Origin of the sequence: Pseudomonas sp. J452, from assembly GCF_024666525.1 — a bacterium.
Classification (GTDB): domain Bacteria; phylum Pseudomonadota; class Gammaproteobacteria; order Pseudomonadales; family Pseudomonadaceae; genus Aquipseudomonas.
In genome coordinates this window covers 2070364-2093084 of record NZ_CP088294.1, presented here as the reverse complement: position 1 = coordinate 2093084, position 22721 = coordinate 2070364, and the positions used below count along the sequence as shown (strand labels likewise).

25 protein-coding genes and 1 pseudogene are annotated in these 22721 nt (G+C 65.4%); 15 read left to right on the top strand and 11 right to left on the bottom strand.

Translation table 11 applies throughout. From position 1 onward, the window contains the following. Positions 1–70 precede the first annotated feature (70 nt). From LRS11_RS09405 to LRS11_RS09395, 3 genes are read left to right on the top strand one after another with little or no spacing between them, the layout of a single operon-like run. Positions 71–487 (top strand): polyribonucleotide nucleotidyltransferase, encoded by a 417-nt coding sequence (locus LRS11_RS09405; protein ID WP_260496557.1) that lies wholly within the window; start codon positions 71–73, stop codon positions 485–487. Then, on the top strand, positions 487–993 hold the full coding sequence (locus LRS11_RS09400) for a DinB family protein (RefSeq protein ID WP_260496556.1): 507 nt from the start codon (positions 487–489) through the stop codon (positions 991–993). Before LRS11_RS09405 ends, LRS11_RS09400 begins: the two co-directional genes overlap by 1 nt. Further along, positions 990–1874: a cation diffusion facilitator family transporter gene (locus LRS11_RS09395; protein WP_260496555.1), complete on the top strand. Its 885-nt coding sequence runs from the start codon at positions 990–992 to the stop codon at positions 1872–1874. The genes LRS11_RS09400 and LRS11_RS09395 overlap by 4 nt, the downstream gene beginning before the upstream one ends. 87 nt (positions 1875–1961) lie before the next feature. On the opposite strand, the gene LRS11_RS09390 is transcribed toward LRS11_RS09395, so the two are convergent. From LRS11_RS09390 to LRS11_RS09365, 6 genes are all read right to left on the bottom strand, one after another. Further along, positions 1962–3284: a DUF1329 domain-containing protein gene (locus tag LRS11_RS09390; protein WP_260496554.1), complete on the bottom strand. Its 1323-nt coding sequence runs from the start codon at positions 3282–3284 to the stop codon at positions 1962–1964. A gap of 445 nt (positions 3285–3729) precedes the next feature. Then, entirely contained in the window at positions 3730–4128 is a 399-nt protein-coding gene (locus LRS11_RS09385) for a nuclear transport factor 2 family protein (RefSeq protein WP_260496553.1), read from the bottom strand. Further along, positions 4113–5045, bottom strand: coding sequence for a sterol desaturase family protein (locus LRS11_RS09380; protein WP_260496552.1), 933 nt, complete (start codon positions 5043–5045; stop codon positions 4113–4115). The genes LRS11_RS09385 and LRS11_RS09380 overlap by 16 nt, the downstream gene beginning before the upstream one ends. Before the next feature lie 77 nt (positions 5046–5122). After that, complete coding sequence (locus tag LRS11_RS09375; protein WP_260496551.1) at positions 5123–6076, bottom strand: AraC family transcriptional regulator; 954 nt, start codon at positions 6074–6076, stop codon at positions 5123–5125. 24 nt (positions 6077–6100) lie between these two features. Further along, entirely contained in the window at positions 6101–6898 is a 798-nt protein-coding gene (locus tag LRS11_RS09370; protein ID WP_260496550.1) for a 2-keto-4-pentenoate hydratase, read from the bottom strand. Further along, entirely contained in the window at positions 6895–7791 is an 897-nt protein-coding gene (locus tag LRS11_RS09365; protein WP_260496549.1) for a TauD/TfdA family dioxygenase, read from the bottom strand. Before LRS11_RS09365 ends, LRS11_RS09370 begins: the two co-directional genes overlap by 4 nt. A 141-nt stretch (positions 7792–7932) precedes the next feature. Here LRS11_RS09365 and LRS11_RS09360 point away from each other — a divergent pair, with 141 nt between their 5' ends. From LRS11_RS09360 to LRS11_RS09340, 5 genes and pseudogenes are all read left to right on the top strand, one after another. Next, positions 7933–8985, top strand: a complete 1053-nt coding sequence (locus tag LRS11_RS09360; RefSeq protein WP_260496548.1) for an AraC family transcriptional regulator — start codon at positions 7933–7935, stop codon at positions 8983–8985. Then, positions 8985–9089: pseudogene (locus LRS11_RS09355) on the top strand (cation transporter dimerization domain-containing protein); the annotation flags it as partial. The gene LRS11_RS09360 and the pseudogene LRS11_RS09355, both read left to right, overlap by 1 nt. Before the next feature lie 343 nt (positions 9090–9432). Further along, positions 9433–9858, top strand: coding sequence for an MAPEG family protein (locus tag LRS11_RS09350; RefSeq protein ID WP_260496547.1), 426 nt, complete (start codon positions 9433–9435; stop codon positions 9856–9858). Positions 9859–10194: 336 nt separating this feature from the next. After that, on the top strand, positions 10195–10674 hold the full coding sequence (locus LRS11_RS09345; protein ID WP_182834425.1) for an Lrp/AsnC family transcriptional regulator: 480 nt from the start codon (positions 10195–10197) through the stop codon (positions 10672–10674). Between the two features lie 301 nt (positions 10675–10975). Further along, on the top strand, positions 10976–11194 hold the full coding sequence (locus tag LRS11_RS09340) for a DUF2788 domain-containing protein (protein ID WP_260496546.1): 219 nt from the start codon (positions 10976–10978) through the stop codon (positions 11192–11194). A 126-nt stretch (positions 11195–11320) separates the two neighbouring features. Here the strand turns inward: LRS11_RS09340 and LRS11_RS09335 are convergent, their stop codons facing one another. Next, positions 11321–11656: a DUF3703 domain-containing protein gene (locus LRS11_RS09335; protein WP_260496545.1), complete on the bottom strand. Its 336-nt coding sequence runs from the start codon at positions 11654–11656 to the stop codon at positions 11321–11323. Further along, positions 11649–12272, bottom strand: coding sequence for a cation transporter (locus LRS11_RS09330; protein ID WP_260496544.1), 624 nt, complete (start codon positions 12270–12272; stop codon positions 11649–11651). The genes LRS11_RS09335 and LRS11_RS09330 overlap by 8 nt, the downstream gene beginning before the upstream one ends. A 75-nt stretch (positions 12273–12347) precedes the next feature. Here LRS11_RS09330 and LRS11_RS09325 point away from each other — a divergent pair, with 75 nt between their 5' ends. Both LRS11_RS09325 and LRS11_RS09320 read left to right on the top strand, forming a co-directional pair. Next, positions 12348–12758 carry a MerR family DNA-binding protein gene (locus tag LRS11_RS09325; RefSeq protein WP_260496543.1) on the top strand — a complete coding sequence of 137 codons (411 nt, stop codon included), beginning with the start codon at positions 12348–12350 and terminating at the stop codon, positions 12756–12758. A 208-nt stretch (positions 12759–12966) separates the two neighbouring features. Continuing rightward, entirely contained in the window at positions 12967–14187 is a 1221-nt protein-coding gene (locus tag LRS11_RS09320) for an MFS transporter (RefSeq protein WP_260496542.1), read from the top strand. Between the two features lie 198 nt (positions 14188–14385). Here the strand turns inward: LRS11_RS09320 and LRS11_RS09315 are convergent, their stop codons facing one another. Further along, positions 14386–14940, bottom strand: coding sequence for a DJ-1 family glyoxalase III (locus LRS11_RS09315; protein WP_260496541.1), 555 nt, complete (start codon positions 14938–14940; stop codon positions 14386–14388). A gap of 197 nt (positions 14941–15137) precedes the next feature. Between LRS11_RS09315 and LRS11_RS09310 the strand changes: the two genes are divergently transcribed. Continuing rightward, positions 15138–16436: an NCS2 family permease gene (locus LRS11_RS09310; RefSeq protein WP_260496540.1), complete on the top strand. Its 1299-nt coding sequence runs from the start codon at positions 15138–15140 to the stop codon at positions 16434–16436. Then, entirely contained in the window at positions 16433–17518 is a 1086-nt protein-coding gene (trmA, locus tag LRS11_RS09305) for a tRNA (uridine(54)-C5)-methyltransferase TrmA (protein WP_260496539.1), read from the top strand. The genes LRS11_RS09310 and trmA overlap by 4 nt, the downstream gene beginning before the upstream one ends. A 117-nt stretch (positions 17519–17635) precedes the next feature. Here the strand turns inward: trmA and LRS11_RS09300 are convergent, their stop codons facing one another. Beyond that, positions 17636–18016, bottom strand: coding sequence for a DUF4345 domain-containing protein (locus LRS11_RS09300; protein WP_260496538.1), 381 nt, complete (start codon positions 18014–18016; stop codon positions 17636–17638). A 126-nt stretch (positions 18017–18142) separates the two neighbouring features. Between LRS11_RS09300 and LRS11_RS09295 the strand changes: the two genes are divergently transcribed. Both LRS11_RS09295 and LRS11_RS09290 read left to right on the top strand, forming a co-directional pair. Then, positions 18143–18577: a DUF411 domain-containing protein gene (locus tag LRS11_RS09295; protein WP_260496537.1), complete on the top strand. Its 435-nt coding sequence runs from the start codon at positions 18143–18145 to the stop codon at positions 18575–18577. 115 nt (positions 18578–18692) lie between these two features. Then, a complete protein-coding gene (locus LRS11_RS09290) occupies positions 18693–19571 on the top strand; it encodes a neutral zinc metallopeptidase (RefSeq protein WP_260496536.1) in 879 nt (292 codons plus the stop codon). Positions 19572–19574: 3 nt separating this feature from the next. On the opposite strand, the gene LRS11_RS09285 is transcribed toward LRS11_RS09290, so the two are convergent. Continuing rightward, positions 19575–20609, bottom strand: coding sequence for an AraC family transcriptional regulator (locus LRS11_RS09285; protein ID WP_260496535.1), 1035 nt, complete (start codon positions 20607–20609; stop codon positions 19575–19577). A 157-nt stretch (positions 20610–20766) separates the two neighbouring features. On the opposite strand from LRS11_RS09285, the gene LRS11_RS09280 reads away from it, so the two are divergent. Then, complete coding sequence (locus LRS11_RS09280) at positions 20767–22596, top strand: long-chain-acyl-CoA synthetase (protein ID WP_260496534.1); 1830 nt, start codon at positions 20767–20769, stop codon at positions 22594–22596. Positions 22597–22721 lie beyond the last annotated feature (125 nt).

The window sequence follows — 22721 nt, the reverse complement described above, 5'->3', positions numbered from 1 at the left end:
GCCGAGAACGAAACGGCAACAGACCCTAGTGGCCTTGGTATAGTGCCGGCTGAATTTTATGGAGGTGCTCATGCACATGCGTTCCTGTGTTATCGGCGGCATCCTGGCCGCCACCCTGCTGACCCAGTTGAGCGCCTGCGGCACACTGTTCTTCCCCGACCGCCGCGGCCAGATCGAAGGGCGCATCGACCCCGTGGTCGCCGGGCTGAACGCCGTCGGCATCCTGTTCTATGTGATCCCCGGGCTGATCGCCTTCGGTATCGACTTCGCCACCGGCGCCATCTACCTGCCGGCCGGCCAGTACTCGGTCGCCCCCGAGCAGCTGCAGGACGCCATCGGTGCCGACGGCCAGGTCGACCCGGCCAAGCTCAAGGCCATCATCCTGCGGGAAACCGGCCAGGAGCTGCCCCTCGACGATCCGCGCCTGATCCAGCACAGTGGCAATATCGAGCAGCTGGCTGCCTACGGCCTGCGCACGGAGGCCTGATGAACCGCGTACTCGCCAACCACCTGCAGCGTCTGCTGGCCTACCACGGCTGGGCTTACATGCGTCTGTGCGGGCAACTGGCGAGCCTCAGCGAAGAACAGTACCGCGCGCCCTGCGGCCTGTTCTTCGGCAGCATCCATGGCACCCTCAACCACCTGGCCGTGGCCGACCGCCTGTGGCTGGCGCGAGCACGCTTCGAGGCGCAGCCCTTCGAGCGCCTGGATGTCGAAGTGCTCAGCGAGCGCGCCGCGCTGGAGAACTACCTGGAGATGGGTGTGGCCGGCTGGCGCGACCTGCTCGAAGGGCTGGAGGATGCCGACCTGCTGGCGCCGATCGCCTACCGCAACATGGCCGGCGAGCAGCACATGCGCCCGCTGGCCGATATCATCCCGCACCTGGTCAACCACGGCACCCACCACCGCGGCCAGATCAGCGCCGCGCTGACCGCCATGGGCCAACCGGCACCGGTACTCGACTACATCTACGCCCTGCCCGAACTGCCATGAGGGCAGCCCCGCAGTATGCCCGCCTGCTGCGCCTGGCCAGCGGCGCGGCGCTGGCCACCGCCCTGCTGCTGACAGCAGCCAAGGCCGTGGCCTGGTGGCTGAGCGGCTCGGTCAGCCTGCTGGCCGGTTTAACCGATTCGCTGCTGGACAGCGCCGCTTCGCTGCTCAACCTGATCGCCGTGCATTACGCCCTGCGCCCGGCCGATGACGATCACCGCTATGGCCACGGCAAGGCCGAAGCCCTGGCCGGCCTGGGCCAAGCGCTGTTCATCGGCGCCAGTGCGGTGCTGGTGGCCGTCCAGGCCGTCGAGCGCCTGCAGCATCCGCAACCGCTCGGGGCACCGGCCCTGGGTATCGCCGTGATGCTGCTGTCGCTGGCCATGACCGCCGGCCTGCTGCTGTTCCAGGGCCATGTGATCAAGCTCACCGGCTCCACGGCGATCCGCGCCGACTCGCTGCACTACCGTTCCGACCTGCTGCTCAACGGCAGCATCCTGCTGGCCCTGCTGCTGGCCGCTGTCGGCTGGCAGCAGCTGGATGCACTGTTCGGCCTGGCTATCGCCTTGTACATCTTCTGGAGTGCTATCAGCATCGTGCGCGAGGCGGTGGCGGTGCTGATGGACCAAGAGCTGGCGCCAGATGTCAGCGAGCGCATGCACAGCCTGGCCTGCGCCGTGCCCGGCGTACTCGGCGCCCATGACCTGCGTACGCGGGTTTCCGGCACGCACTGGTTCGTCCAGCTGCACCTGGAGCTGCCGGGCGAGCTGCCGCTGCTAGAGGCTCACGGGCTCTGCGAGCTGGTCGAGCGGGCGATCCGCAGCGAATTCCCGCGCGCCGAGGTGCTGGTGCACCCCGACCCGGTCGAGGTCATGCAGCACTGACGCCGGGGCTCCGCCCCTCGGTTGGGGGGGCGGACAGAGCGTATGAGATCGGGCCGTGCAACAGCTGGCCGCAGCTGATGCCGAGACCTAGCGAATACCCGCATTTCTCAGTGCTGCCGGGGTGAATTCCGATGCCGATATATCGATACCGAATTCAATCCCGTGCTTCTCCTCGTTCTTCATGCCGATGGCCAGGTAGCGGCCAGACACCAGGTCATTGAGGGTCTCAAACGCATACAACGGCACCTGTGCAGCGTAATGCTGCAGCAGCATGGCCTGGCCAACGCGCCACAACTGCCCACGGGTGTCGTACTGCTCAGAAACAGCGATCTGCCACGAGTCTTCATCGATGAAGAACCGACGCTTCGCGTAGATGTGCCGCTCACCCGGTTTCAGGATCGCCTCGACTTCCCAGACCCGATGCAGCTCATAGCGCGCAAGATCTTGATTGATATGGCCGGGTTTCACGATGTCGCTGTATTTCAGGCTCGGAGAATCGATCCTGTAGTTGTTGTAGGGAATGTATAGCTCGCGCTTTCCGACCAGCTTCCAGTCATAGCGGTCGGGGGCGCCGTTATACATGTCGAAGTTATCGACTGTCGCCAAGCCATCGGCCGCGGTACCCGGGCCATCATAGGAAACTTGAGGGGCACGCCGAACGCGGCGCTGTCCGGAGTTGTACAGCCAGGCCATGCGTGGCTGGGTGACCTGGTCGATGGACTCATGGACCAACATGACGTTGCCGGCCAACCGCGCAGGGGCTGTCACCTGTTGCGTGTAAAAAATCAGCGCATTGGCTGCGCGGTCTTGCTTGAGATCCTTCAGCCCATCGGGGGAGGCGACTTTATCTTCGAAGCGAATAAGCGTGTAATCGCCGGAAGCTTGCGGCGTAACCTGCACGATATTCCGCCGTAACGTGCGCCCGTGATAGCGGGTGATATGGTTCCAGACGACTTCCAGGCCGGTCTTCGGTATCGGAAACGCGTAGTAGCGACTGTCCGCGAAGTTAGTCAGACCGCTACCATTTTCAATAAGCCCGGTATTCAAGGCGCTGGTCTTAATGGCGGTATAAATATTGTCCGGTAGCGCGGCGCTACGATGGCTGGTATAGACCGGCATCCGATAGGTGTCTGGGTAGCGCTTGAACATGGCCAACTGTCCTTCGGACAGGTGAGCCTTGTATTGCTCGAGGTTCTTGGCGGTGATGGTGAAAAGGGACGACTCGCTGGCAAACGGGTCCTCCAGAAAGCCGGCGGCGTCCACTTTCCCGGCGTTGACTGACAACCCTCCAGTCCAGGCGGGAATAGTGCCAGCGGCATTGCCCGCTTTCTCTGCGCCGGTCAGAGTGAGGTCGCCACCTAAGCGTTGAGCCTCTTCGGGGCTAACGGCCGCCATGGCATTGGCCGCCATGGCGCCGATTGATAGTGCACAGAAAAGTTGTGTGATTGTTTTCAATTTCGCTGGCTCTCCGGTTATTTACCTTGTCGGTAATACTTCTTGTTTTTGGGCAAAAATCGGCCCGACCGGGAAACTCGCCAAATTCAGCGAAAGTTACCCAGTTTGTTGTGCGACCAACTGTTTAATACTGATTGCGTTGTTTGGTAATTTGACTGTTCCGGCCATTTACGGACGCGAGTTCGATAGCCTCCTCAATTGCCACTCCGCGCAAGCCCACTCATGCGAAAACTGGCCGGTAGCAAGCCTCCGCTTTGTCGATTTGCGTGTCCCCTCTCGGGAGCGCCCCCAGCCTGCGAACTGGTCGAGCGAGCGAATCTGCGGCGCACCTCCACATGCCGAGGTGCTGGCGCATGCCAAGCCGGGCAAGGCTGGGCAGGGCCAACTCCGGGAGCCCACCTCAGTTGCTCGATACCCGGCGCGGCCAAAACAACTGGCGCAACAAGGCTCGCAGAGAAAAGGAGTCCTGCCAGAGCACAATGCGCTCGTCGCGAAAGCGAAACACCGCCATGACCTCGAGCTCGATGTTGCGTCCAAACACCCTGAGGCGCTCGAAGCGCTCAACGACCAATGCATCGCCGACGAACGCAGCCTGGCGAATGTCCAGCACCTGGTATTCGCGCACCAGCCACAACAATGAGCGTAACTGGCGGCGTACCGCCGGCAGGCCACGGGCAGCCGTCCATTTCGGCAAGGGCTGATTGTGGAAAACGCAGCGCTCATGCAGGCAGGTGGCAATCGCCTGCACATCCAGACGCTCGGCGGCCGTAAACAGACGCAGCACTAGCTGCATTGACATGACTTGGCGCTCCCTGCTGCAGGCACTACGACAGGGCTATCCGCACGCTGCCACTCCGGCGGCCCCCACAGGTGTTTCAGGCGCTGCCCCAGCGGGCCTGGGCGGGCCACATCGCGGAAGATCGCGGCGAACTCACGGAAGGTCAGGGTCAGCAGGTTATGGCTGTGCACCTGGCGCACCACACCGTATTCGGGCGGCTCGCTGGGGTCTTCGGCGGCATAGGTGCCGAACAGGTGATCCCAGACCATCAACACGCCGCCCATGTTGCGGTCGATATAGCGCGGGTTGCGGCCGTGGTGCACACGGTGGTTGGAGGGCGTGTTGAACAGCCACTCGATCGCCGCCGGCAGGCGCCCGACCCACTGGGTGTGCGCGAATATCTGCAGGGTCATGTTCGCCGCCAGCAGGGTCAGCACCCACTCCGGCGGGTAGCCGAGCAGCACCGCCGGCAGGAAGAACGCATACACCCCGGTGACCGCGTACATCAGGCTCTGGCGGAAGGCCACGGTGAAGTTGAAGTACTCCGAGGCGTGATGCACCTCATGCACCGCCCAGAAGATGCGGATGCGGTGCGCCGACAGGTGAAACAGGTAGAAGCAGAAGTCGACCAGGATAAACAGCAACAGCAGCGACCAGACGTTGATCGGCATCGTGGTCAGGCGGAAACCGTAGACCCAGTCGAAGACCGGCACCACCACGGCGAGCACCATAAAGCCCTCGGCGATCAGCACATAGGCGCCGCCCAGCAAGGTGCTGGCCAGGCTATCCCGCAGGTCGTACTGGTCGCCGTGGCGAAAGTGCCACCACTCCAGACAGGCCAGGCTCAGAGTCAGCGGCAGGGCCAGCAGCATCAGCAACTGGCTGGGCGCCAGCATCTCCAGCCAGGCGAACAGGGTAATCAACAGCGTGGTATCCATCAGGGGCTCCCGTGGGTAAAACAAGCAGGGATACCCTACCCAGACGCGGCGCCCGGGTATTGATAGTTCGCGCCAAATTAACCTGCGGGCTGCCGCGGCGCGGCGTTGTGCCAGCGCTGGAAGGCATGGTTGAACGCGCTCTGCTCGGCATAGCCGAGGAGGAAGGCGACCTCCTTGAGGCTCAAACTCGGGTCATCCAACAGGTGCTGGGCGTGGCGCTGGCGTATTGCTTCCAGCAGTTGCCGATAGGAGCAGCCGGACTCCGTCAGCCGGCGCTGCAGGGTGCGCGGAGACAGATGCAAACGTGCCGCCACGGCCGCCACCGGGGCACCGGCCGGCAACGTGTGCAGGATGGCGTCCTCTACCGCGCGGATCAGCTCGGTGGCACTGGGCACGGCTTCGCGCAAGGTACGCTGACGACTGCGCCAGGCCGGGCTGAGCGTGGCATGGCTCAGGTCGATGGGCGCCTGCAACGCCTCGGCGGCAAACACCAGACGCAGCACCGGCTGGTTGAATTGCACCGGGCAACCGAACGCGGCCCGATAGGCCGCCGCCTCGCCCTCGGCCGCACTCGTCACCTCGACCCGCAGCAGCGCCCCAACCGTTGGACAGGCACTGCACAGCACGGTCAGCAAGGCCATGATATGCAACTGCTCCAGCACCCGATCGTACCGGCCGAAGCGGCCATCCCAGGCGATGGAGACCTGCTGTGGTTCGCGGCTCAGCTGCGCCCAGCTCTGCCCGTAGAACCACTTTTCCAGCAGCAGGTAGGTGTCGAGAAACTCGCCCAGGGTCTGGGTGTTGACCAGCAGATAACCGAGCGGCCCAGCATGTTGCAACTGTACATGCCGGCCAATGTCAAAGCCGCGCGCCGGCCCCGGAGACTGCGCGATGGCCGCATGCACCTGCGCCGTCCATTGCTCCAGCGACAACGCGCTCGATGAGCGCGGCACCGCCGCACGGTTGGTCTGGCCGAGACTGGCCAACCAATCATCGAGGATGCCGGCAAAAGCTCCGGTGATCACGATCATTGTGCGCCCTCTGCTGCAGCCTCATTAACTGAACGAGCACGTTACCTCGCCAAGCCCTGCCACCTGGAATCGCACCTGGTCGCCACGAACAATATCGAGAATAGGCGCCTGAGCCCCGGTCAGCAGTACATCGCCGGCGCGCAGCGGCTGTTCAAGCCGGGCACACTGGCGAGCCAACCACAGCGCGGTGGTTAGGATATCGTCCAGCACAATGGTGCCGTCGACCAGCACTGGCTGGCCATTCTTATGCAGACTGGCGAGCAGATTCAGCCCATCCAGTTGCGCCAATGGCGTCAGCCGATCGCCCAGCACATAGAGCCCGGACGACAGGTTGTCGGCCACCGCATCGAGCAGGGTCAGCTGCCAGTCGGCGATCGCCGAATCGTTGATTTCCAGCGCCGGCACCACCCCGGCGATACAAGCCAGCAGTTGCCCCTGGCTGACCTCGCCAGCCGGCAGATCACGGCGCAGCAGCAGCGCCAGTTCGACTTCAACTTTCGGTTGCAACAGGCGCTGCCTGGCAATGACTTCTCCCGAGCGACAGGCCATATCGCTGAACAACCGACCGTACAGCGGCTCTTCGACCTTGAGCGCCGCCCGCAACGCCGCCGAAGTCAGCCCGGCCTTGGCCCCGGCCAGGCTACGCCCCTCCCGCAGCGCGTACTGCACACCCGCGGCCTGCACCTGATAAGCCTCTTCCAGGCTGGCCAAGGCAAAACACATGCTGACCCGCGGCCCTGCCTGGCGCGTGGCACGGGCGTTGGCCAGGCTGCTGGCTGCTGCCAGCAGGCGCACATCGATGGTGGTCGTGTGCATGTTCATCGGCTCGGTACCTCGCCGACCACGGTGGTGCGGAACATTTCGCGGCGCATGCCGTGGTAGTCGGCCACCGGCATATGCCAGGTGCTGCGGTTGTCCCAGATCGCCAGGGTGCCCTGGCGCCAGCGCATGCGGCAGGTGAAGGCCTCCGTGGTGGCCAGCTGGAACAGGTAATCCAGCAGCGGCCGCGCCTCTTCTGCGCGCAGGCCCTTGATGCCGGTGGTGTAGGCCGGGTTGATGAACAGCACCTGCTGCCCGGTTTCCGGATGGCGGGTCACCAACGGGTGGCTGCGCGTTTCCGCCGAGGTGTCGCTGCCGTAGCGGATCGCCATGTTTTCCAGCAGGGCGTTGTGCTTGGCGTTGACCCCATAGGCCATTTCCGGGCTGTGCACCGCGTCGAGGTTTTCCAGCAGCTTTTTCATCCCCGGTGACAGCCATTCATAGGCCAGCGCCAGGTTGGCGTAGCAGGTATCGCCGCCGAAGGGCGGGATGTCATGGCCATAGAGCAAGGTGAATGCCGGCGGACGCTCCTGGAAGGTCCAGTCGGTGTGCCAGGCGCCGCCAAACACGAAAGGCGTCTTCTCGCTGGCCTCCTTGACCACATGCACCACATGGGGGTGGTCGTCCATGCAGGTCACATAGGGCTCGCGGCCGAATTCGCCGAGCTGCTGGGTAACCCGCTCCAGGTCGCTGACGCTCAGAGCCTGGTCGCGGATGAAGATGACTTTGTGCGCCAGCAGGGCCTGGCGCAGCTCGGCAAAGCCCGCGTCGCTCAGGCGGGTCAGATCGAGGTCCTCGACGTCTGCGCCGATGGCCCCGGTGCTCGGGGTGACGCGCATGTGCTGGTAGCTGGCGGCACGGTTATGGCTGGGCAGGCAGTAGATGAACTCGCTCATGGCGCGCACTCGTTGTTGTTGGAGTGCTTACAGGATGCGATGCGAGTGCTAGGCTCGACCATGATGATCACTGCCAAAAAATGATAATTACTGCCATAGCGGCATTCATCGCCAGAGTGCCCCGAACGAGGAAAACAGCGCATGGATTGGCGTCAGAACCGCCCGCTGACGGGCGTGCGCTACCTGCTGGAAACCGCCCAGGCGGAAGGCGTGGAAGCCGCCACCTGCCTGATCGGTAGCGCCATCGCCGATGCTGCGCTGCAGCAGCGCAATGCACAGATCGAGGCCTGGCAGGAGCTGGCGGTGATCCGCAATGTGATCGAGCATGCCGGCCGCCCGGGCCTGGGCTTCGTCGCCGGGCAGCGCTACCACCTCACCTCGCTGGGCCTGCTGGGTTTCACCATGCTCGCCAGCCGCACCCTCGGCGAGGCGTTTGCCACCTTCAGCCGCTTCCAGTTGCTGGCCCTGACCCTGTGCCCGGCACGGATCGAGGCGGATCGCCAGGGCACCTGGCTGCTGTTCGACGCCAGCGTGCTGCCCCAGGATGCCCGCGCCTTCGTGATCGAACGCGGCCTGGCCGCCTGCCTGGGCGTGGCCGCCGAGTTGCTGCAACGACCAGCCGCGCCCCTGGCGGTGGAGATGACCAGCGGCGCCCCGGCCGACCTGAGCGCCCTGCAACGCGACTTCCCCTACCCGGTGCGCTTCGACGCCACGCGCAACGGCATCCTGTTTTCCCACGCCGACCTGCAATTCAGCCTGCCGCAGGCGCATATCAGCGCCCACAGCGAGGGCGAGCAGCTGTGCGAGCGCCTGTGCCTGGAAATTTCCCACAGCCTGGTCAAGGCGCCCACCGCGCGCCTGGTGCAGCAGGTGCTGATCCGCGACTCGGCCAGCCTGCTCAGCGGCCGCGCGGTGGCGCAGCGCCTGGGCCTGTCCGAACGCACCCTGCACCGCCGCCTGGCCAGCGAAGGCCACGCCTTCCAGCAGCTCAACGAGCAGATCAAGCAGCGCCTGGCCGAGCGCCTGCTCAGCGACTCGCGCCTGGATCTCAACAGCATCGCCCAGCGTCTGGGCTACGCCGAGGCGGCCAGCTTCTCCCGCGCCTTCAGCCGCTGGACCGGTCGCGCGCCCGGCCAATGGAAGCGCCGGGGCCAGTCATCCGCGGCGGTGGCATCGGCAGAAACTGGCGGTTAGAGGTTCACCGGCTCTGCGAGCGGGTCGAGGGTGCTATCCGCAGCGAATTTCCGCGCGCCGAGGTGCTGGTGCACGCCGACCCGGTCGAAGTCGTGCCGCACTGACGGCTCGACCGCCGGCACCAGGCTCGGCAGCAAAGGTGTCAGGCCGAGCAGCAGAAGGATGCCGATATCGGCCAGGATAAGCGGGGTACGGCGCATGCCAGGGTCTCCGAAGTTACTCCGGGCAGTCTCCCAGAGCCCGTGTAAAGCCAGGGTAAAGGCCGCGCATCGTTTGTGTAAAATCAACTAGAGCAATTGCTCTAAAAACTCTAAGCTGGCGCAGCCCCACTCCTAAGAACCTGTTTACGATCTTTTGGACTAGAGCCAGACGAGGCTGTTTTTAACGCCGTATGGCCGACGGCCAGGAGATCGTAAACAGGTTCTAACAACAATATCGAGGTGCTGCATGCCTGTTCCCCTAACCCCCAGCGCGATTGCCCTGCTTGGCCTGGCGGCCTGGTCTCTGTTGCTGGTCTTGCTGCTGATCAACCAACGCGGCCTGCTGGTGCTGAGCGGCAGGATGCGGGTCAACGCCTTCGCCCCGGACGGCAGCAACACGCCCAGTGAATTCGGCCAACGCCTGGTGCGCGCCCATGCCAACTGCGTGGAAAACCTGCCATTGCTGGCGGCCGTGCTGCTCTATGCCATCGCCAGCGGGCAAACCGCGCTGACCGACCCGCTGGCCTGCGTGTTGCTCGGCGCACGGCTGTTCCAGTCGGTAATGCACCTGATCAGCACCAGCGCGTTGTTCGTCTGGCTGCGCTTCGCCGGCTTCCTGGTGCAACTGCTGATCTTGGCCTGGTGGCTGCTCAGTTTGAGTGGCCTGCTCTGACACCTGGCTCAGGCAAATCGCAGGCAAGAAAAAGGGGAGGCACATGGCCTCCCCTTTTTCTTGTCCGGCACGGGCGATGGTGTCGCCGCTTTCCTCGCCCGCCTGGTTGGGCGGTGCGAACCCGGGAGCCTGCGCGATCCGGTAGGACCGCCGGCACCGCGACACCTGATTGGGTGCTGCGGGTGGACTTCAACGTCCGGGCCATGAAACTGTGGAGAAGCTTAACCAAGCGAGAGCGACCAAGGATTGCGAATATTGCTCACCAATAGATTACTTGCGCAATTTTAAACCACTGATAGATTGATCAGCGCAATCCGAACACATAGAAGCCCAATAATGAACAAGCTCGACCGCTACGACCTGCGCATCCTCGCCGAACTGCAGCGCGACGCGCGCATCTCCAATCAGGAACTGGCCGAGCGCATCGGCCTGTCGCCTTCGCCCTGTTCGCGACGGGTCAAGCAACTGGAGGACGATGGCTATATCACCCGTCAGGTGGCCCTGCTGGATCGCAAAAAACTCGGCCTGAGCCTGACCGCCTTTGTCCTGATCGGCATGGACCGGCACACCCCGGAGCGCTTCGAGCACTTCCAGGCGGTGATCCGCCAGTGTCCGGAAGTGCTGGAGTGCAGCCTGGTCACCGGGATGGACGCCGACTACCAGCTCAAGGTGGTGGTGCCGGACATGGACCACTACCAGAAATTCCTCCTCGGCCAGCTGACCCGCATCGAAGGCGTGACCAGCGTACGCTCCAGCTTCGTGCTCGACTCGGTACTGGCCAGCACCGAGCTGCCGCTCAACCATCTGCGCGAGTGAGCACTTATTCACGATCTTCTGAATTAGAGCCAGGCAAGGCGCTACGTTAGTAACAGCCTCCGGCTGGTCAAAGCGCCGAGGGGCGGAGTTTGCGAGCTGTAAATGAGCATGACTCGCTCCACTCGCCCTTCGGGCCTCGCTAACGCGCGTTAGCCGCAAGCGGCTTGCCGAGGCCATTCCTAACGCCGCATGGCCGACAGTCAGGAGATCGCGGGCCGATCAACGCCTGCTGGCAGGCTGACAGGCCACGCGTATAATCGCCGGCCGTTGTCTATCCCCTGCTATTGCCGTTGAGGTCGCCATGGAAACCGAACAGTTCGAAGCCCTGATGATGTACGTACTGGTGGGCGGGCTGATGGTGTTCATGGCCTTCATCATCTGGGACCTGGCGAAGAAGTCCAAAGCCGGCCGCCTGGGCACCGCGATCCTGTTCCTCGGCCTGGGCCTGTGCCTGTTCGCCTTCCTGGCCAAGCCGATCATCACCTACCTCATCGAAGCCGCGCGCGGCATTCACGGCTGACGCCTGGCCGCGCGAGGGTGAGGCACGGCAACGCCGCAAGGCGAAGCCCGGATGCAATTCGGGAAACAGGCAACTCCGCCCCCGGATTACATCCGGGCTACGGTCCGGGTGCGGCGCCTTTGCGGACTACTCCAGTAGCCGGCGCAGCTCTTCCGACACCGGCATCGGCTTGAATGCACTGACCCGCGCCCGCCCGTTATTGCCCAGCGGCACCCAGATCCGCGAGAACAGTAGCGCGGCGAAGATGCGTGGCAGCTGCCCCAGCACTTCGCGCCAGTCACCTGCCAGCCAGCCGGCACGCAACATCAGCCAGTGCGACTGCGCATGCCACAGTGGCCGGCGCTGACTGAGGATATGCGCGCGCTCCAGGCTGATGAAGGCAGCCGGCAGGTCGCCCGCCTGCAGGGCGCGGCGGGATTCGGCAAAGGCCAGCAGCATGGCCTCATGCAGTGCGTTACGCATGCTCGGCCGCCTCCGCCAACTCGCCGCGCGCCTGGCGCAATACCTGGATCGCCGCGGAAATCGCCAGGCTGGCCATGATCACCGCCACCAGCAGATCCGGCCAGGCACTCCCGGTACCGAACACACCGAGGGCGGCGAGTAGCACGGCCAGGTTGCCCAGGGCATCGTTACGGGTGCACAGCCAGACGCTGCGCATGTTGCTGTCCCCCTCGCGGTAGGCGTACAGCAGAGCGGCCACCCCGAGATTGGCCAGCAGCGCCAGGCTACCGACCACGCCCATGGTCGGCGCATTCGGCACCTCGCCCTGCAGCAGTTGCCAGACTGCCGCAGCCAAGACCCCCAGGCCGAACAGCAGCATGCTCAACGCTTTGAACTGTGCGGCGCGGGCGCGCAGCACCACACCGAGACCGAGCACCCACAGGCTGATGGCGTAGTTGCCGGCGTCGCCGAGGAAGTCCAGCGAATCAGCCAGCAGCGACACCGAACCGGCGCGCAGGCCGGCGCCGATCTCTACGGCGAACATGACGAAGTTGACCACCAGCGCCAGCCACAGGATCTTGCGGTAGCGCCGCGAGCGGCTGATTTCCTGGTCGTGATTGCAGCAATGAGCACCCATTTGGCATCTCCTTGGTTCAGGTGCAGACTAGGCTAAAGCCTGTAGCAACTACGGGGTCAAGCAGCGGAGTCAAGCATGAGCAAACCCCTCACCATCGGCGTGCTCAGCCGCGAGAGCGGCGTCAACCTGGAGACCGTCCGCTTCTACGAACGCTCCGGCCTCCTCCCGCCACCCCAGCGCAGCGCCGCCGGCTATCGCCACTATCAGGACATGGACGTGCGCCGCCTGCGCTTTATCCGCCGCGGCCGCGAACTGGGCTTCAGCCTGGAGGAAATCCGCAGCCTGCTGGATCTCGCTGCCCATCCCGAAAGCCCCTGCGCCAGCGCCGACCAGATGGTGCGCGAACACCTGGATACCATCGCGGCGCGCATCCGCGACCTGCAGAGCATGCAGGCCGAGCTGAACAAGATCACCGGCTGCCAGAGCGGCCACGCCGAACACTGCCGCCTGCTGGAAGCCCTGGATAGCCGCGACTGCTGCGCCTGAACAACGCGCCGGTGTCGTACCCCAAGGGTAGCCCGGACTTCAGTCCGGGAGCCGCAGCTCCGCCTAACCCGGACTGAAGTCCGGGCTACAGGTTGCGCACGCCGCCAGCCGTGCAATTGGCGAACACAGCGCTCAGCATTCGCGACGGCACCGAGCGCCAGCCATGCTAGGCTGGCGAACCTCGTTAGCCGCCTAAGCATCCCCTGTCATGTCCGAACTCCTGCTGCGCCGGCACAAGCCGTTCATGGCCTTCTGGCTGGCCCGCGTATTCACCGCCAGCGGCTTCCAGATGCTCACCGTGGCCATCGGCTGGCACCTCTACCAGCTGACCGGCAGCGTGCTCGACCTGGGCCTGGTCGGCCTCGCCGAATTCCTCCCGCGCCTGCTATTCATGCTGCATGCCGGGCATGTCGCCGACCGCTTCGAGCGACGCAAGATCGCCGCCGCCTGCCAGGCCGTTCAGGCCCTGGTAGCCGTGGCGCTGTTGCTGGGGAGCGGCACCGACAGCATCAGCCGTGAGCTGATCTTCGCCCTGGCCTTCCTCCTCGGCCTGGCGCGCACCTTCGAGATGCCGGCGACCCAGGCGCTGTTGCCCAACGTGGTGCCGGTCGAGCTGTTCCCCCGGGCCGTAGCCGCCTCGGCCTCGGCCATGCAGGCGGCGACCATCATTGCCCCGGCCCTCGGCGGCCTGCTCTACGCCTTCGGCGCGCAGTGGGTGTATGGCCCGACCGTGCTGCTCTACGTGCTGGCCTGCAGCCTGATGCTCGGCCTCAGCGCCACGGGCCAGGTGCTGCGCAAGGAGCCGGCGACCCTGGATACTCTGCTGGCCGGCATCCGCTTTATCCGCAGCAAGCCGGACGTGCTCGGCTCGATCTCCCTCGATCTGTTCGCCGTGCTGCTCGGCGGCGCCACCGCGCTGCTGCCGGTGTTCGCCAAGGACATCCTGCTCACCGGCCCTTGGGGTCTCGGTCTGCTGCGCTCGGCGCCGGCGGTCGGCGCGCTGCTGATGTCGCTGTGGCTGGCGCGCTTCCCGATCGAGCGGCGCACCGGGCCGATCATGTTCAGCTCGGTAGCGGTGTTCGGCGTGGCGACCATCGCCTTCGGCCTGTCCACCTCGTTCTGGTTCAGCATGGCGGTGCTGGTGATATTGGGCGCGGCGGACATGATCAGCATGGTCATTCGCGGCGCACTGGTGCAGCTGGACACCCCGGACGCCATGCGCGGCCGGGTCAGCGCGGTCAACGGCCTGTTCATCGGCGCCTCGAACCAGCTCGGCGAGTTCGAGTCCGGCGTCACCGCACACTGGTTCGGCACGGTGCCGGCGGTGCTGCTCGGCGGGGTCGGTACCCTGCTGGTGACCGGCACCTGGATCAAGCTGTTCCCGACCCTGGCGCGGCGCGATCACCTGCATCAGACGCCGCCGGGCTGAGCGGCGGCCTAGGGCCCGACGAACAGGTGTGGCCATCCACCCTACGGGGGCTGGCCGATTGCGCAGATACTGTTATTCAGCACAGCTTTTGTAGGAGCCAGCTTGCTGGCGATCAACGGGACGCTGTCTGCCTATCGCCAGCAAGCTGGCTCCTACAGGATCAGGCCGTGGATAACGCTCTGCTTATCCACCACTCGTTCAGGGCACCAGCATCGCCTCGGCCACCGCCTTGCGCGTAGCCTTGCCGGCCAGTTGCTCGACCAGGGTCAGGGCGAATTCCAGCGCCGTGCCCGGGCCCTGGCTGGTGATGCAGTTGCCGTCAACCACTACCGGTTGGTCGACGAAGGTGCAGCCCGACAGGCGGTCGCTGAATGCCGGGTAGCAGGTCATCTGCCGCTGCTTGAGCACGCCGTAGCCCTGCAAAGCCAGGGCGGGGGCGGCGCAGATGGCGGCGAACAGCTTGCCGGCCTTGGCCTGGGCTTGGACCTTCTCGGCCAGCGGCGCGTGGTCGGCCAGGTGCTGGGCGCCGGGCATGCCGCCAGGCAGGGCGATCAGGTCGAAGTCCTGGGCCAGCACGTCGATCAGCATGGCGTCGGCGGTCATCCGCGAGCCGCGGGCGCAGGTGAACATGCGCCGGTTCTCGATGCTGGCCACCACCACTTCGACTTCGGCGCGGCGCAGCACGTCGATCAGGGTCACGGTTTCAATGTCTTCGACACCGTCGGCGACGGCGATCAGGGCGCGGGTTGTCATGGCTGTTCTCCTTGGCGGACGGAAACCGATGCTGTCCGTCCGGTCATAAATTCACCGCTCGGGGGTGAGCTGGTATAGTGCGCGGCTTTTCCGGATCTGGCCCGAAATCTGCTGTCGCTTGACCCCGACCAGCGGCCTTTGTGCTTTGCTTTCGCGCAGTCCGCACCTCACTCACGTAGCGGTTCATGGGAGCCAACATGCTGGAAAAGCTGTTCCAACTCAAGGCACACAACACCACGGTGCGTACCGAGATCCTGGCGGGTCTGACCACCTTCCTGACCATGGCCTACATCCTCTTCGTCAACCCGGAAATCCTCGGCAAGACGGGCATGGATACCGGCGCCGTATTCGTCGCCACCTGCCTGGCCGCGGCCATCGGCTCGGCAGCAATGGGCCTGATCGCCAACTACCCGATCGCCCTGGCTCCCGGCATGGGCCTCAACGCCTTCTTCACCTATACAGTAGTCCTGCAGATGGGCTACAGCTGGCAAGTGGCGCTGGGCGCGGTATTTATTTCCGCCACGCTGTTCTTCCTGCTGTCGATCTTCCGCATCCGCGAGTGGATCGTGAACAGCATCCCGCTGCCGCTGCGCTCGGCCATCGCCGCCGGCATCGGCCTGTTCCTCGCGCTGATCGCGCTGAAGGAAGCCGGTCTGGTGATTGCCAATCCGGGCACCCTGGTCGGCCTCGGTGACCTGCATGCCCCCGGCCCGCTGCTGGCGATCTTCGGCTTCTTCCTGATCGTCGCCCTGGAAGCCCGGCGGGTGACCGGCGCGGTGATGATCGGCATCCTGGTCGTCACCGCCATTGCCGTCGCCCTGGGTGTGAGCAAGTTCGGCGGCATCGTCTCGATGCCCCCGTCGATCATGCCCACCCTCATGCAGCTCGACATCATGGGCGCACTGGACGTGGGCATGATCAGCGTGATCTTCGCCTTCCTGTTCGTCGACCTGTTCGACAACACCGGCACCCTGATCGGCGTGGCCAAACGCGCCGGGCTGATGAGCAAGGACGGCCACCTGCCGAAGATGGGCCGCGCCCTGATCGCCGACAGCACCGCGGCCATGGGTGGCTCGCTGCTGGGCACCAGCACTACCACCAGCTACATCGAGTCCGCCTCGGGCGTCGCCGCCGGCGGGCGCACCGGCCTGACCGCCTGCGTGGTCGCCGTGCTGTTTCTCCTGGCACTGTTCTTCGCCCCGCTGGCCGGCACCGTACCGCCGTTTGCCACTGCCCCGGCCCTGCTCTTCATCGCGGTACTGATGACCTCCGGCCTGGCCGAGATCGACTGGGACGACATCACCGTCGCCGCCCCCGTGGTGATCACCGCCCTGGCCATGCCGCTGACCTTCTCCATCGCCAACGGCATCGCCTTCGGCTTCATCAGCTGGGTGGTGATCAAGGCCCTGGCCGGGCGCTTCAAGGAGCTCAACCCGGCCCTGGTGGTCCTCGCCGCGATCTTCGTCATCAAATTCGGATTTACCGCCAGCGCATGAGCCAGAATCGAAACCAGGCGGCCTACGCCGCCCAACTGAATGACAAGGTAGCGCGCCTGCGCGAGCTGCTGGCGCCCTTCGCCGCCCCCGAGCCGCAAGTGTTTGCCTCGCCGGGCGAGCACTACCGCCTGCGCGCCGAGTTCCGCCTATGGCGCGAGCAGGAAGAGCGTCACTACGCGATGTTCGCCGCCGGCGACAAGCACACGCCGATCCTGATCGACGACTTCCCCATCGCCAGCCTGCGCATCAACGAGCTGATGCCCCAGCTGAAAGCAGCCTGGCAGGCCAGCCGGGCGCTGTCGTTCAAGCTGTTCCAGGTCGAGTTCCTCACCACCCTGGCCGGCGATGCGCTGATCACCCTGTGCTACCACCGCCCGCTGGACGCCGCCTGGCAGGCCGAGGCCGAACAACTGGCAGCCAGCCTCGGCGTCAGCCTGGTCGGCCGCTCGCGTGGTCAGCGCCTGGTGATCGGTCGCGATTACGTGCAGGAAGAAATGACCGTGGCCGGGCGCACCTTCCGCTACCGCCAGCCGGAAGGCGCCTTCACCCAGCCCAACGGCCTGGTCTGCCAGCAGATGCTGCAGTGGGCCCATGACGCCCTCGGCGAGCGCCAGGATGATCTGCTCGAGCTGTACTGCGGCAACGGCAACTTCACCCTGCCGCTGTCGACCCGGGTACGCAAAGTGCTGGCCACCGAGATCAGCAAGAGTTCGGTCAACGCCGCGCTGGCCAACCTGGCCGACAACGGCATCGACAATATCGAGCTGGTGCGCCTGTCTGCAGAAGAGCTGACCCAGGCCCTCAACGAGGTACGGCCGTTCCGCCGCCTGGCCGGCATCGACCTGAAGTCCTATGACTTCGGCGCGGTGTTCGTCGACCCGCCGCGCGCCGGCATGGACCCGGACACCTGCGAGCTGACCCGGCGCTTCGACAACATCCTGTACATCTCCTGCAACCCGGAGACCCTGGCCGCCAACATCGCCCAGCTCAACGATACCCACCGCATCGAGCGCTGCGCCCTGTTCGACCAGTTCCCCTGGACCCACCACATGGAAAGCGGCGTGCTGCTGCAGCGCCGCTAAGCCGCGCTCCGCAGGCGGAACACCCAGCCGGTAGCCCGGACTTCAGTCCGGGGCATGTCTGATACCTTCCCGGACTGAAGTCCGGGCTACGTCATTGACATCCAGTGCGCACGCGCCCTACCGCTGCCCCCGCAAACACCAGAACGCCAGCCCGGCCGAAACGATCTCGAACAGCATGGCGTAGAGGTTGAAGGTCTGTTGCGCGCCGCCGTCCAGCCACAGACCAGCCATACGCGTCAGCGCCAGAGTGGCATAGAGCAGCACCAGCAGGCTCAGCGCCGGACGCAGCAGGTCGAGGCGGGCCAGCGCCAGCAGCAGGTAGGCCGCCAGGCCCAGCTGCAGGCCACCGTAGTAGGCACGCACATCGGTGATCGCCGCTGGCGCCATCAGCAGCATGCCGCTGAGGTTGGCCAGCTCGTGCGGTTTGATCAGGTAGGCCAGGCCGAAGCCGGCGAGGATCAGGGCCTGCACGGCCAGAAAAATACGGGCGGACAGCATGGTCGAACTCCCTCATTGAACTGGCAGCGAGCATAGGCGCTGCGTTCGCAGACTGAAACAGTCTGGCGCTGGGACTGCGTGCAGAGCGGCGTTATCCTGCCGCAACCATCTTCCGGAGACTCCGCCATGCGCCGCCTGCTGCTCGCCACCGCCCTGTTCGCCGCCGCCACCAGCCAGGCCGCGGAAACCATCAGCATGGATGTCCACCGCGACGCCAACTGCGGCTGCTGCAAGGCCTGGATCAGCCATCTCGAAGCCAACGGCATCCAGGTCAACGACCATGTCGAGAGCGACATGAGCGCGGTCAAGAGCCGCCTCGGCGTGCCACCGCGCCTGGCCTCGTGCCACACCGGGGTGATCGACGGCAAGTTCGTCGAAGGCCACGTGCCGGCCAGCGACATCCTCAAGCTGCGCCAGCGCCCCGACCTGCTTGGCGCCGCCGTACCGGGCATGCCGCATGGCTCACCGGGCATGGAAACCGGCGTGGTACACGCCTACCAGGTGATCGGCCTGCAGAAAGATGGCCAGGAGCAAGTGCTGACCGACTACCCCGCCCAGTAAGCCAACCCACCCGACAGCCTCCCCGCTGCGCCCATGCTCCGCTAGACCAGCGGACTGGCGCCGCACGCCCGCGCCAGCGACACTGTTACACCTCGGCGGACTGAAGGAGTGGACCATGCGCTGGCAGAAGGCACGACGCAGCGACAACGTAGTGGATGCCCGCGGCGGCGGTGGCGGCGGCATGCGCTTCGGCGGCGGCAAGGGCCTCAGCCTCGGCGGCATTGCCATCGTCGTGGTGATCGGCCTGCTGATGGGCCAGGACCCGCTGACCATCCTCGGCAATATCGCCGGCCAAGCCGTGCAGCCAGGTGGCGTGACCACCCAGAGCCAACCGGCTCCGGCGGCCAATGACCCGCAGAGCGAGTTCGTCCGCGCCGTGCTGGGCGATACCGAAGACACCTGGCGCGCCATTTTCCAGGCCGGCGGCAAGCAGTACCAGGACCCCAAGCTGGTGCTGTTCAGCGGCGGCGTGCGCTCGGCCTGCGGCTTCGCCGATGCCGCGGTCGGTCCCTTCTACTGCCCCGGCGACCAGCAGGTCTACCTCGACCTGAGCTTCTTCCGCGAGCTGGAAACCCGTTTCGCCGCCGCCGGCGACTTCGCCCAGGCCTATGTGATCGCCCACGAGGTCGGCCACCATGTGCAGACCCTGCTCGGCGTCTCGGCCAAGGTCAACGCGGCGCGCCAGCGCGGCGAACGGGTGGAGGGCGACAATGGCCTGCTGGTGCGCCAGGAACTGCAGGCCGACTGCCTGGCCGGCGTCTGGGCCTACCATGCCCAGCGCCGTCTGGACTGGCTGGAACCGGGCGATCTGGAAGAGGCGCTGAACGCCGCCAACGCCATCGGCGACGACCGCCTGCAGCAGCAGTCACGCGGTACCGTGATGCCCGACTCCTTCACCCACGGCACTTCGGCCCAACGCGAGCGCTGGTTCAAGGCCGGCTTCGAACGCGGTGAAGTGGGCCGCTGCGATACCTTCAAGGCGGCGCGGTTGTAACGCTTACAAGGCCATCGACTCCGCACCGGCCTGCTGCTGGTAAGCCTTGGGCGACTGGCCGAACCAACCCTTGAACGCCTTGTAGAAGGCACTCGGCTCACTGAAACCGAGCTCGCGGCTGAGCGCCTCGACCCGGCAACCCGGTTGCGCCAGGCGCTGCAGTGCCTGCTGGCGACGCACCTGGGCCAGCAGTTCGGAGAAGCAGCAGTCTTCCTCACGCAGATGGCGGTGCAGGGTCTGCCGGCTGATCTGCAGACGCTCGGCCACCGCCGCCACCGAAAACTCGCCACTGACCAGCCCCTGCTCGATCAGGCGCAGCACCTGCCGGCGCAAGCTGCTGTGTATCGGCAACTGGGCCTGCATGCTGCTCACCCGCTGTTGCAGCAGGCCCTTGAGGTAGGCGTTGTCGCCAACCATGGGCAGTTGCATGTCGGCCTCGGCCATCTCGATGTAGTCCTGCGCCTCGCCAAAGCGCACCGCGCAACCGAACACCTGACGGTAGTTGGCCGGCCCGGCCAGGGCCGCATGACGCAGGCCCACCGCCAACGGCAACAGGCGCACCCCGCTCATCTGCCGCGCCCAGCACAGGGCCGAGCTCAGGCTGTACTCGCAGACGGGAGGCAGGCCAGCCAATGGTGCGCTGAACAGGAACACGATGCGCACGCGCCCGGCCTGACGTTCCACCCGCAGGCTTTCGCATTCGCTCATCACCGGACTATGCCGGCAGAACAGCTCCAGCGCCTCGCCCAGGGTAGCGCTCAGCGCCGCCAGATTGGCCACCGGGCCGCGCGTCTGCAGGCCACGACGCTGGCCAAGCAACAGGCCAAGATCGGCCGGCGCGCCACGCCGCAGAGCCAGTTGCCAGAGCCGCACCAGCCAGGCCACCGGGATACGCGTTTCCAGATCCAGCGCCGGCTCGGGCGCCAGACCCAGCGCCAGCAGGTCGTCAGGCCCCGCCAGCTGCAGGCTGCGCAAAGCCTGATAGAGGTCGAGCAACAATGACGCCGACGCGCTGGGAGCCGTGGTCGCCTGCAACATGGGGAAGTCCTTTCACCTGCCGAGAGAGGGTCGATTGTGCGACGCACTTGAGACAAATTGCCAGTGTCGTGTGACCCCAGGCTATCAACAGACCCGCCGCCGCTGGGTAGATTGGCCGCACAACAATATCGAGTGCCTAGCACCGCCGGAGTCCGCCATGAGTCATGCCGACCTGATTACCCTGCCACGCCTGCTGCAACGTCTACCGCGCCTGCTACTCGACCTGCCCGGCATCGCCAAGGGCCTGCATATCGCCAGCCGCAGTCGCGGCCAACGTCCGGTCGGTCTGGGCCTGTGCGTCGAGCAGGCGGCGCGCGCCAACCCCGACGGTGCGGCGCTGATCCAGGGTGACGAACAACTCAGCTATGCCGAGCTCAACCAGTGGGCCAACCGCCTCGCCAACTACCTGCAGGTCCGTGGCCTGGGCAAGGGCGACAGCGTGGTGCTGATGCTGGAGAACCGCCTGGAGCTGCTGGCCTGCGTCACCGCCTGCGCCAAGCTCGGCGTGGTCAGCGCACTGATCAACAGCAGCCAGCGCGGTCAGGTGCTGGCGCACAGCATCAACCTGGTGCAACCGAAACTGGCACTGGTCGGCGAGGAACTGCTGGCGGCTTTCCAGGAAGTCGAAGCGCAGTTGCAGCTGGCCCAGGACGCGCGCCTGTATTTCGCCGACCAACCGACCTGGCGCGACCCCGGCATGGCGCCTGCCGGTTGGCAGCACCCGGCCGCCGAGCTGCACGCCTACCCGGCGCACAATCCGCAGCTGGCCGAGCCGGTACGCGCCGCCGACCCCTGCTTCTACATCTACACCTCCGGCACCACCGGCCTGCCGAAAGCCGTGGTGTTCAACCACGGGCGCTTCATGAAGGGCTACGGCGTGTTCGGTTTCGCCGCCGTGCGCCTGGGCAACACCGACCGCCTGTACTGCAGCCTGCCGTTCTACCACGCCACCGCCATGGTGGTGTGCTGGGGCTCGGTGCTGGCTGGCCAGGCGGCGCTGATCATGGTGCGCAAGTTCAGCGCCAGCCGTTTCTGGGAGGACGTGCAGCGCCACCAGGCGACCGCCTTCGGTTATGTCGGCGAGTTGTGCCGCTACCTGCTGGACCAGCCGCCGCGTGCCAACGACGGCGCCAACCCAATCCGCGTGATGGTTGGCAACGGCCTGCGCCCGAGCATCTGGCAGGCATTCAAACAGCGCTTCGCGGTCGAGCGGGTGATGGAGCTATATGCCTCCAGCGAAGGCAATATCGGCTTCACCAATCTGCTCAACTTCGACAATACCGTGGGCTTCTCGCCCTACCCCTACGCCATCGTCCAGTACGACCAGGAGTCCGAGGCGCCGCGCCGCGATGCCACAGGCCGGCTGCAACGGGTGGGCAAAGGCGAAGCCGGGTTGCTGCTCGGGCAGATCACCGCGAAAACTCCGTTCGATGGCTACACCGATATGAAGAAGACCGAGACCTGCATCCTGCGCGACGTGTTCGAGCCCGGCGATGCCTGGTTCAACACCGGCGACCTGATGCGTGATATCGGCTTCAAGCACGCCCAGTTCGTCGACCGCCTGGGCGACACCTTCCGCTGGAAGGGCGAGAACGTCTCCACCTCGCAGGTCGAGGCGATCCTCGATGGCATCGAGCAGATCAGCGAGACCGCCGTGTATGGCGTGGAAATCCCCGGCACCAACGGCCGCGCCGGCATGGCCTGCATGCGCCTGGATTGCCCGCCGGCGCAGTTCGACTTCCATGCACTGCTGAACGAATTGCGCCGCGAGCTGCCGATCTACGCCGTGCCGCTGTTCCTGCGCCTGAGCGTGCAACTGGAGACCACCGGCACCTTCAAGCACAAGAAGGCGCCGCTGAAGGAGCAGGCCTATGACCTCGAACGCTGCAGCGACCCGCTGTATGCCTGGCTGCCCGGCAGCGACCGCTACGTGCCGCTGACCCGCGAGCTGCAGGCGGCCATCGCAGCCGGTGCCTATCGCTACTAAGAACCTGTTCAAAGGCGAGCGATTCGGCCTGCCTCGCAGGATGCGTCCCGCCGCAAACATGCGACCTGAGTCCTTATTTGTCGCGGTAGGAAAAATCGTGAACCGGCTCTGAGGCACGCGGCCAG

What these genes read in the sequence shown, in the direction of transcription:
- LRS11_RS09365 (WP_260496549.1), bottom strand. Translation starts at nt 7,791, where the DNA reads ATGAGCGAGTTCATCTACTGCCTGCCCAGCCATAACCGTGCCGCCAGC.
- LRS11_RS09370 (WP_260496550.1), bottom strand. Translation starts at nt 6,898, where the DNA reads ATGAACATGCACACGACCACCATCGATGTGCGCCTGCTGGCAGCAGCC.
- LRS11_RS09325 (WP_260496543.1), top strand. Translation starts at nt 12,348, where the DNA reads ATGAGCAAACCCCTCACCATCGGCGTGCTCAGCCGCGAGAGCGGCGTC.
- LRS11_RS09335 (WP_260496545.1), bottom strand. Translation starts at nt 11,656, where the DNA reads ATGCGTAACGCACTGCATGAGGCCATGCTGCTGGCCTTTGCCGAATCC.
- LRS11_RS09310 (WP_260496540.1), top strand. Translation starts at nt 15,138, where the DNA reads ATGCTGGAAAAGCTGTTCCAACTCAAGGCACACAACACCACGGTGCGT.
- LRS11_RS09285 (WP_260496535.1), bottom strand. Translation starts at nt 20,609, where the DNA reads ATGTTGCAGGCGACCACGGCTCCCAGCGCGTCGGCGTCATTGTTGCTC.
- LRS11_RS09290 (WP_260496536.1), top strand. Translation starts at nt 18,693, where the DNA reads ATGCGCTGGCAGAAGGCACGACGCAGCGACAACGTAGTGGATGCCCGC.
- LRS11_RS09340 (WP_260496546.1), top strand. Translation starts at nt 10,976, where the DNA reads ATGGAAACCGAACAGTTCGAAGCCCTGATGATGTACGTACTGGTGGGC.
- LRS11_RS09360 (WP_260496548.1), top strand. Translation starts at nt 7,933, where the DNA reads ATGGATTGGCGTCAGAACCGCCCGCTGACGGGCGTGCGCTACCTGCTG.
- LRS11_RS09280 (WP_260496534.1), top strand. Translation starts at nt 20,767, where the DNA reads ATGAGTCATGCCGACCTGATTACCCTGCCACGCCTGCTGCAACGTCTA.
- LRS11_RS09295 (WP_260496537.1), top strand. Translation starts at nt 18,143, where the DNA reads ATGCGCCGCCTGCTGCTCGCCACCGCCCTGTTCGCCGCCGCCACCAGC.
- LRS11_RS09345 (WP_182834425.1), top strand. Translation starts at nt 10,195, where the DNA reads ATGAACAAGCTCGACCGCTACGACCTGCGCATCCTCGCCGAACTGCAG.
- trmA (WP_260496539.1), top strand. Translation starts at nt 16,433, where the DNA reads ATGAGCCAGAATCGAAACCAGGCGGCCTACGCCGCCCAACTGAATGAC.
- LRS11_RS09390 (WP_260496554.1), bottom strand. Translation starts at nt 3,284, where the DNA reads ATGGCGGCCAATGCCATGGCGGCCGTTAGCCCCGAAGAGGCTCAACGC.
- LRS11_RS09395 (WP_260496555.1), top strand. Translation starts at nt 990, where the DNA reads ATGAGGGCAGCCCCGCAGTATGCCCGCCTGCTGCGCCTGGCCAGCGGC.
- LRS11_RS09385 (WP_260496553.1), bottom strand. Translation starts at nt 4,128, where the DNA reads ATGTCAATGCAGCTAGTGCTGCGTCTGTTTACGGCCGCCGAGCGTCTG.
- LRS11_RS09350 (WP_260496547.1), top strand. Translation starts at nt 9,433, where the DNA reads ATGCCTGTTCCCCTAACCCCCAGCGCGATTGCCCTGCTTGGCCTGGCG.
- LRS11_RS09400 (WP_260496556.1), top strand. Translation starts at nt 487, where the DNA reads ATGAACCGCGTACTCGCCAACCACCTGCAGCGTCTGCTGGCCTACCAC.
- LRS11_RS09300 (WP_260496538.1), bottom strand. Translation starts at nt 18,016, where the DNA reads ATGCTGTCCGCCCGTATTTTTCTGGCCGTGCAGGCCCTGATCCTCGCC.
- LRS11_RS09405 (WP_260496557.1), top strand. Translation starts at nt 71, where the DNA reads ATGCACATGCGTTCCTGTGTTATCGGCGGCATCCTGGCCGCCACCCTG.
- LRS11_RS09320 (WP_260496542.1), top strand. Translation starts at nt 12,967, where the DNA reads ATGTCCGAACTCCTGCTGCGCCGGCACAAGCCGTTCATGGCCTTCTGG.
- LRS11_RS09315 (WP_260496541.1), bottom strand. Translation starts at nt 14,940, where the DNA reads ATGACAACCCGCGCCCTGATCGCCGTCGCCGACGGTGTCGAAGACATT.
- LRS11_RS09375 (WP_260496551.1), bottom strand. Translation starts at nt 6,076, where the DNA reads ATGATCGTGATCACCGGAGCTTTTGCCGGCATCCTCGATGATTGGTTG.
- LRS11_RS09330 (WP_260496544.1), bottom strand. Translation starts at nt 12,272, where the DNA reads ATGGGTGCTCATTGCTGCAATCACGACCAGGAAATCAGCCGCTCGCGG.
- LRS11_RS09380 (WP_260496552.1), bottom strand. Translation starts at nt 5,045, where the DNA reads ATGGATACCACGCTGTTGATTACCCTGTTCGCCTGGCTGGAGATGCTG.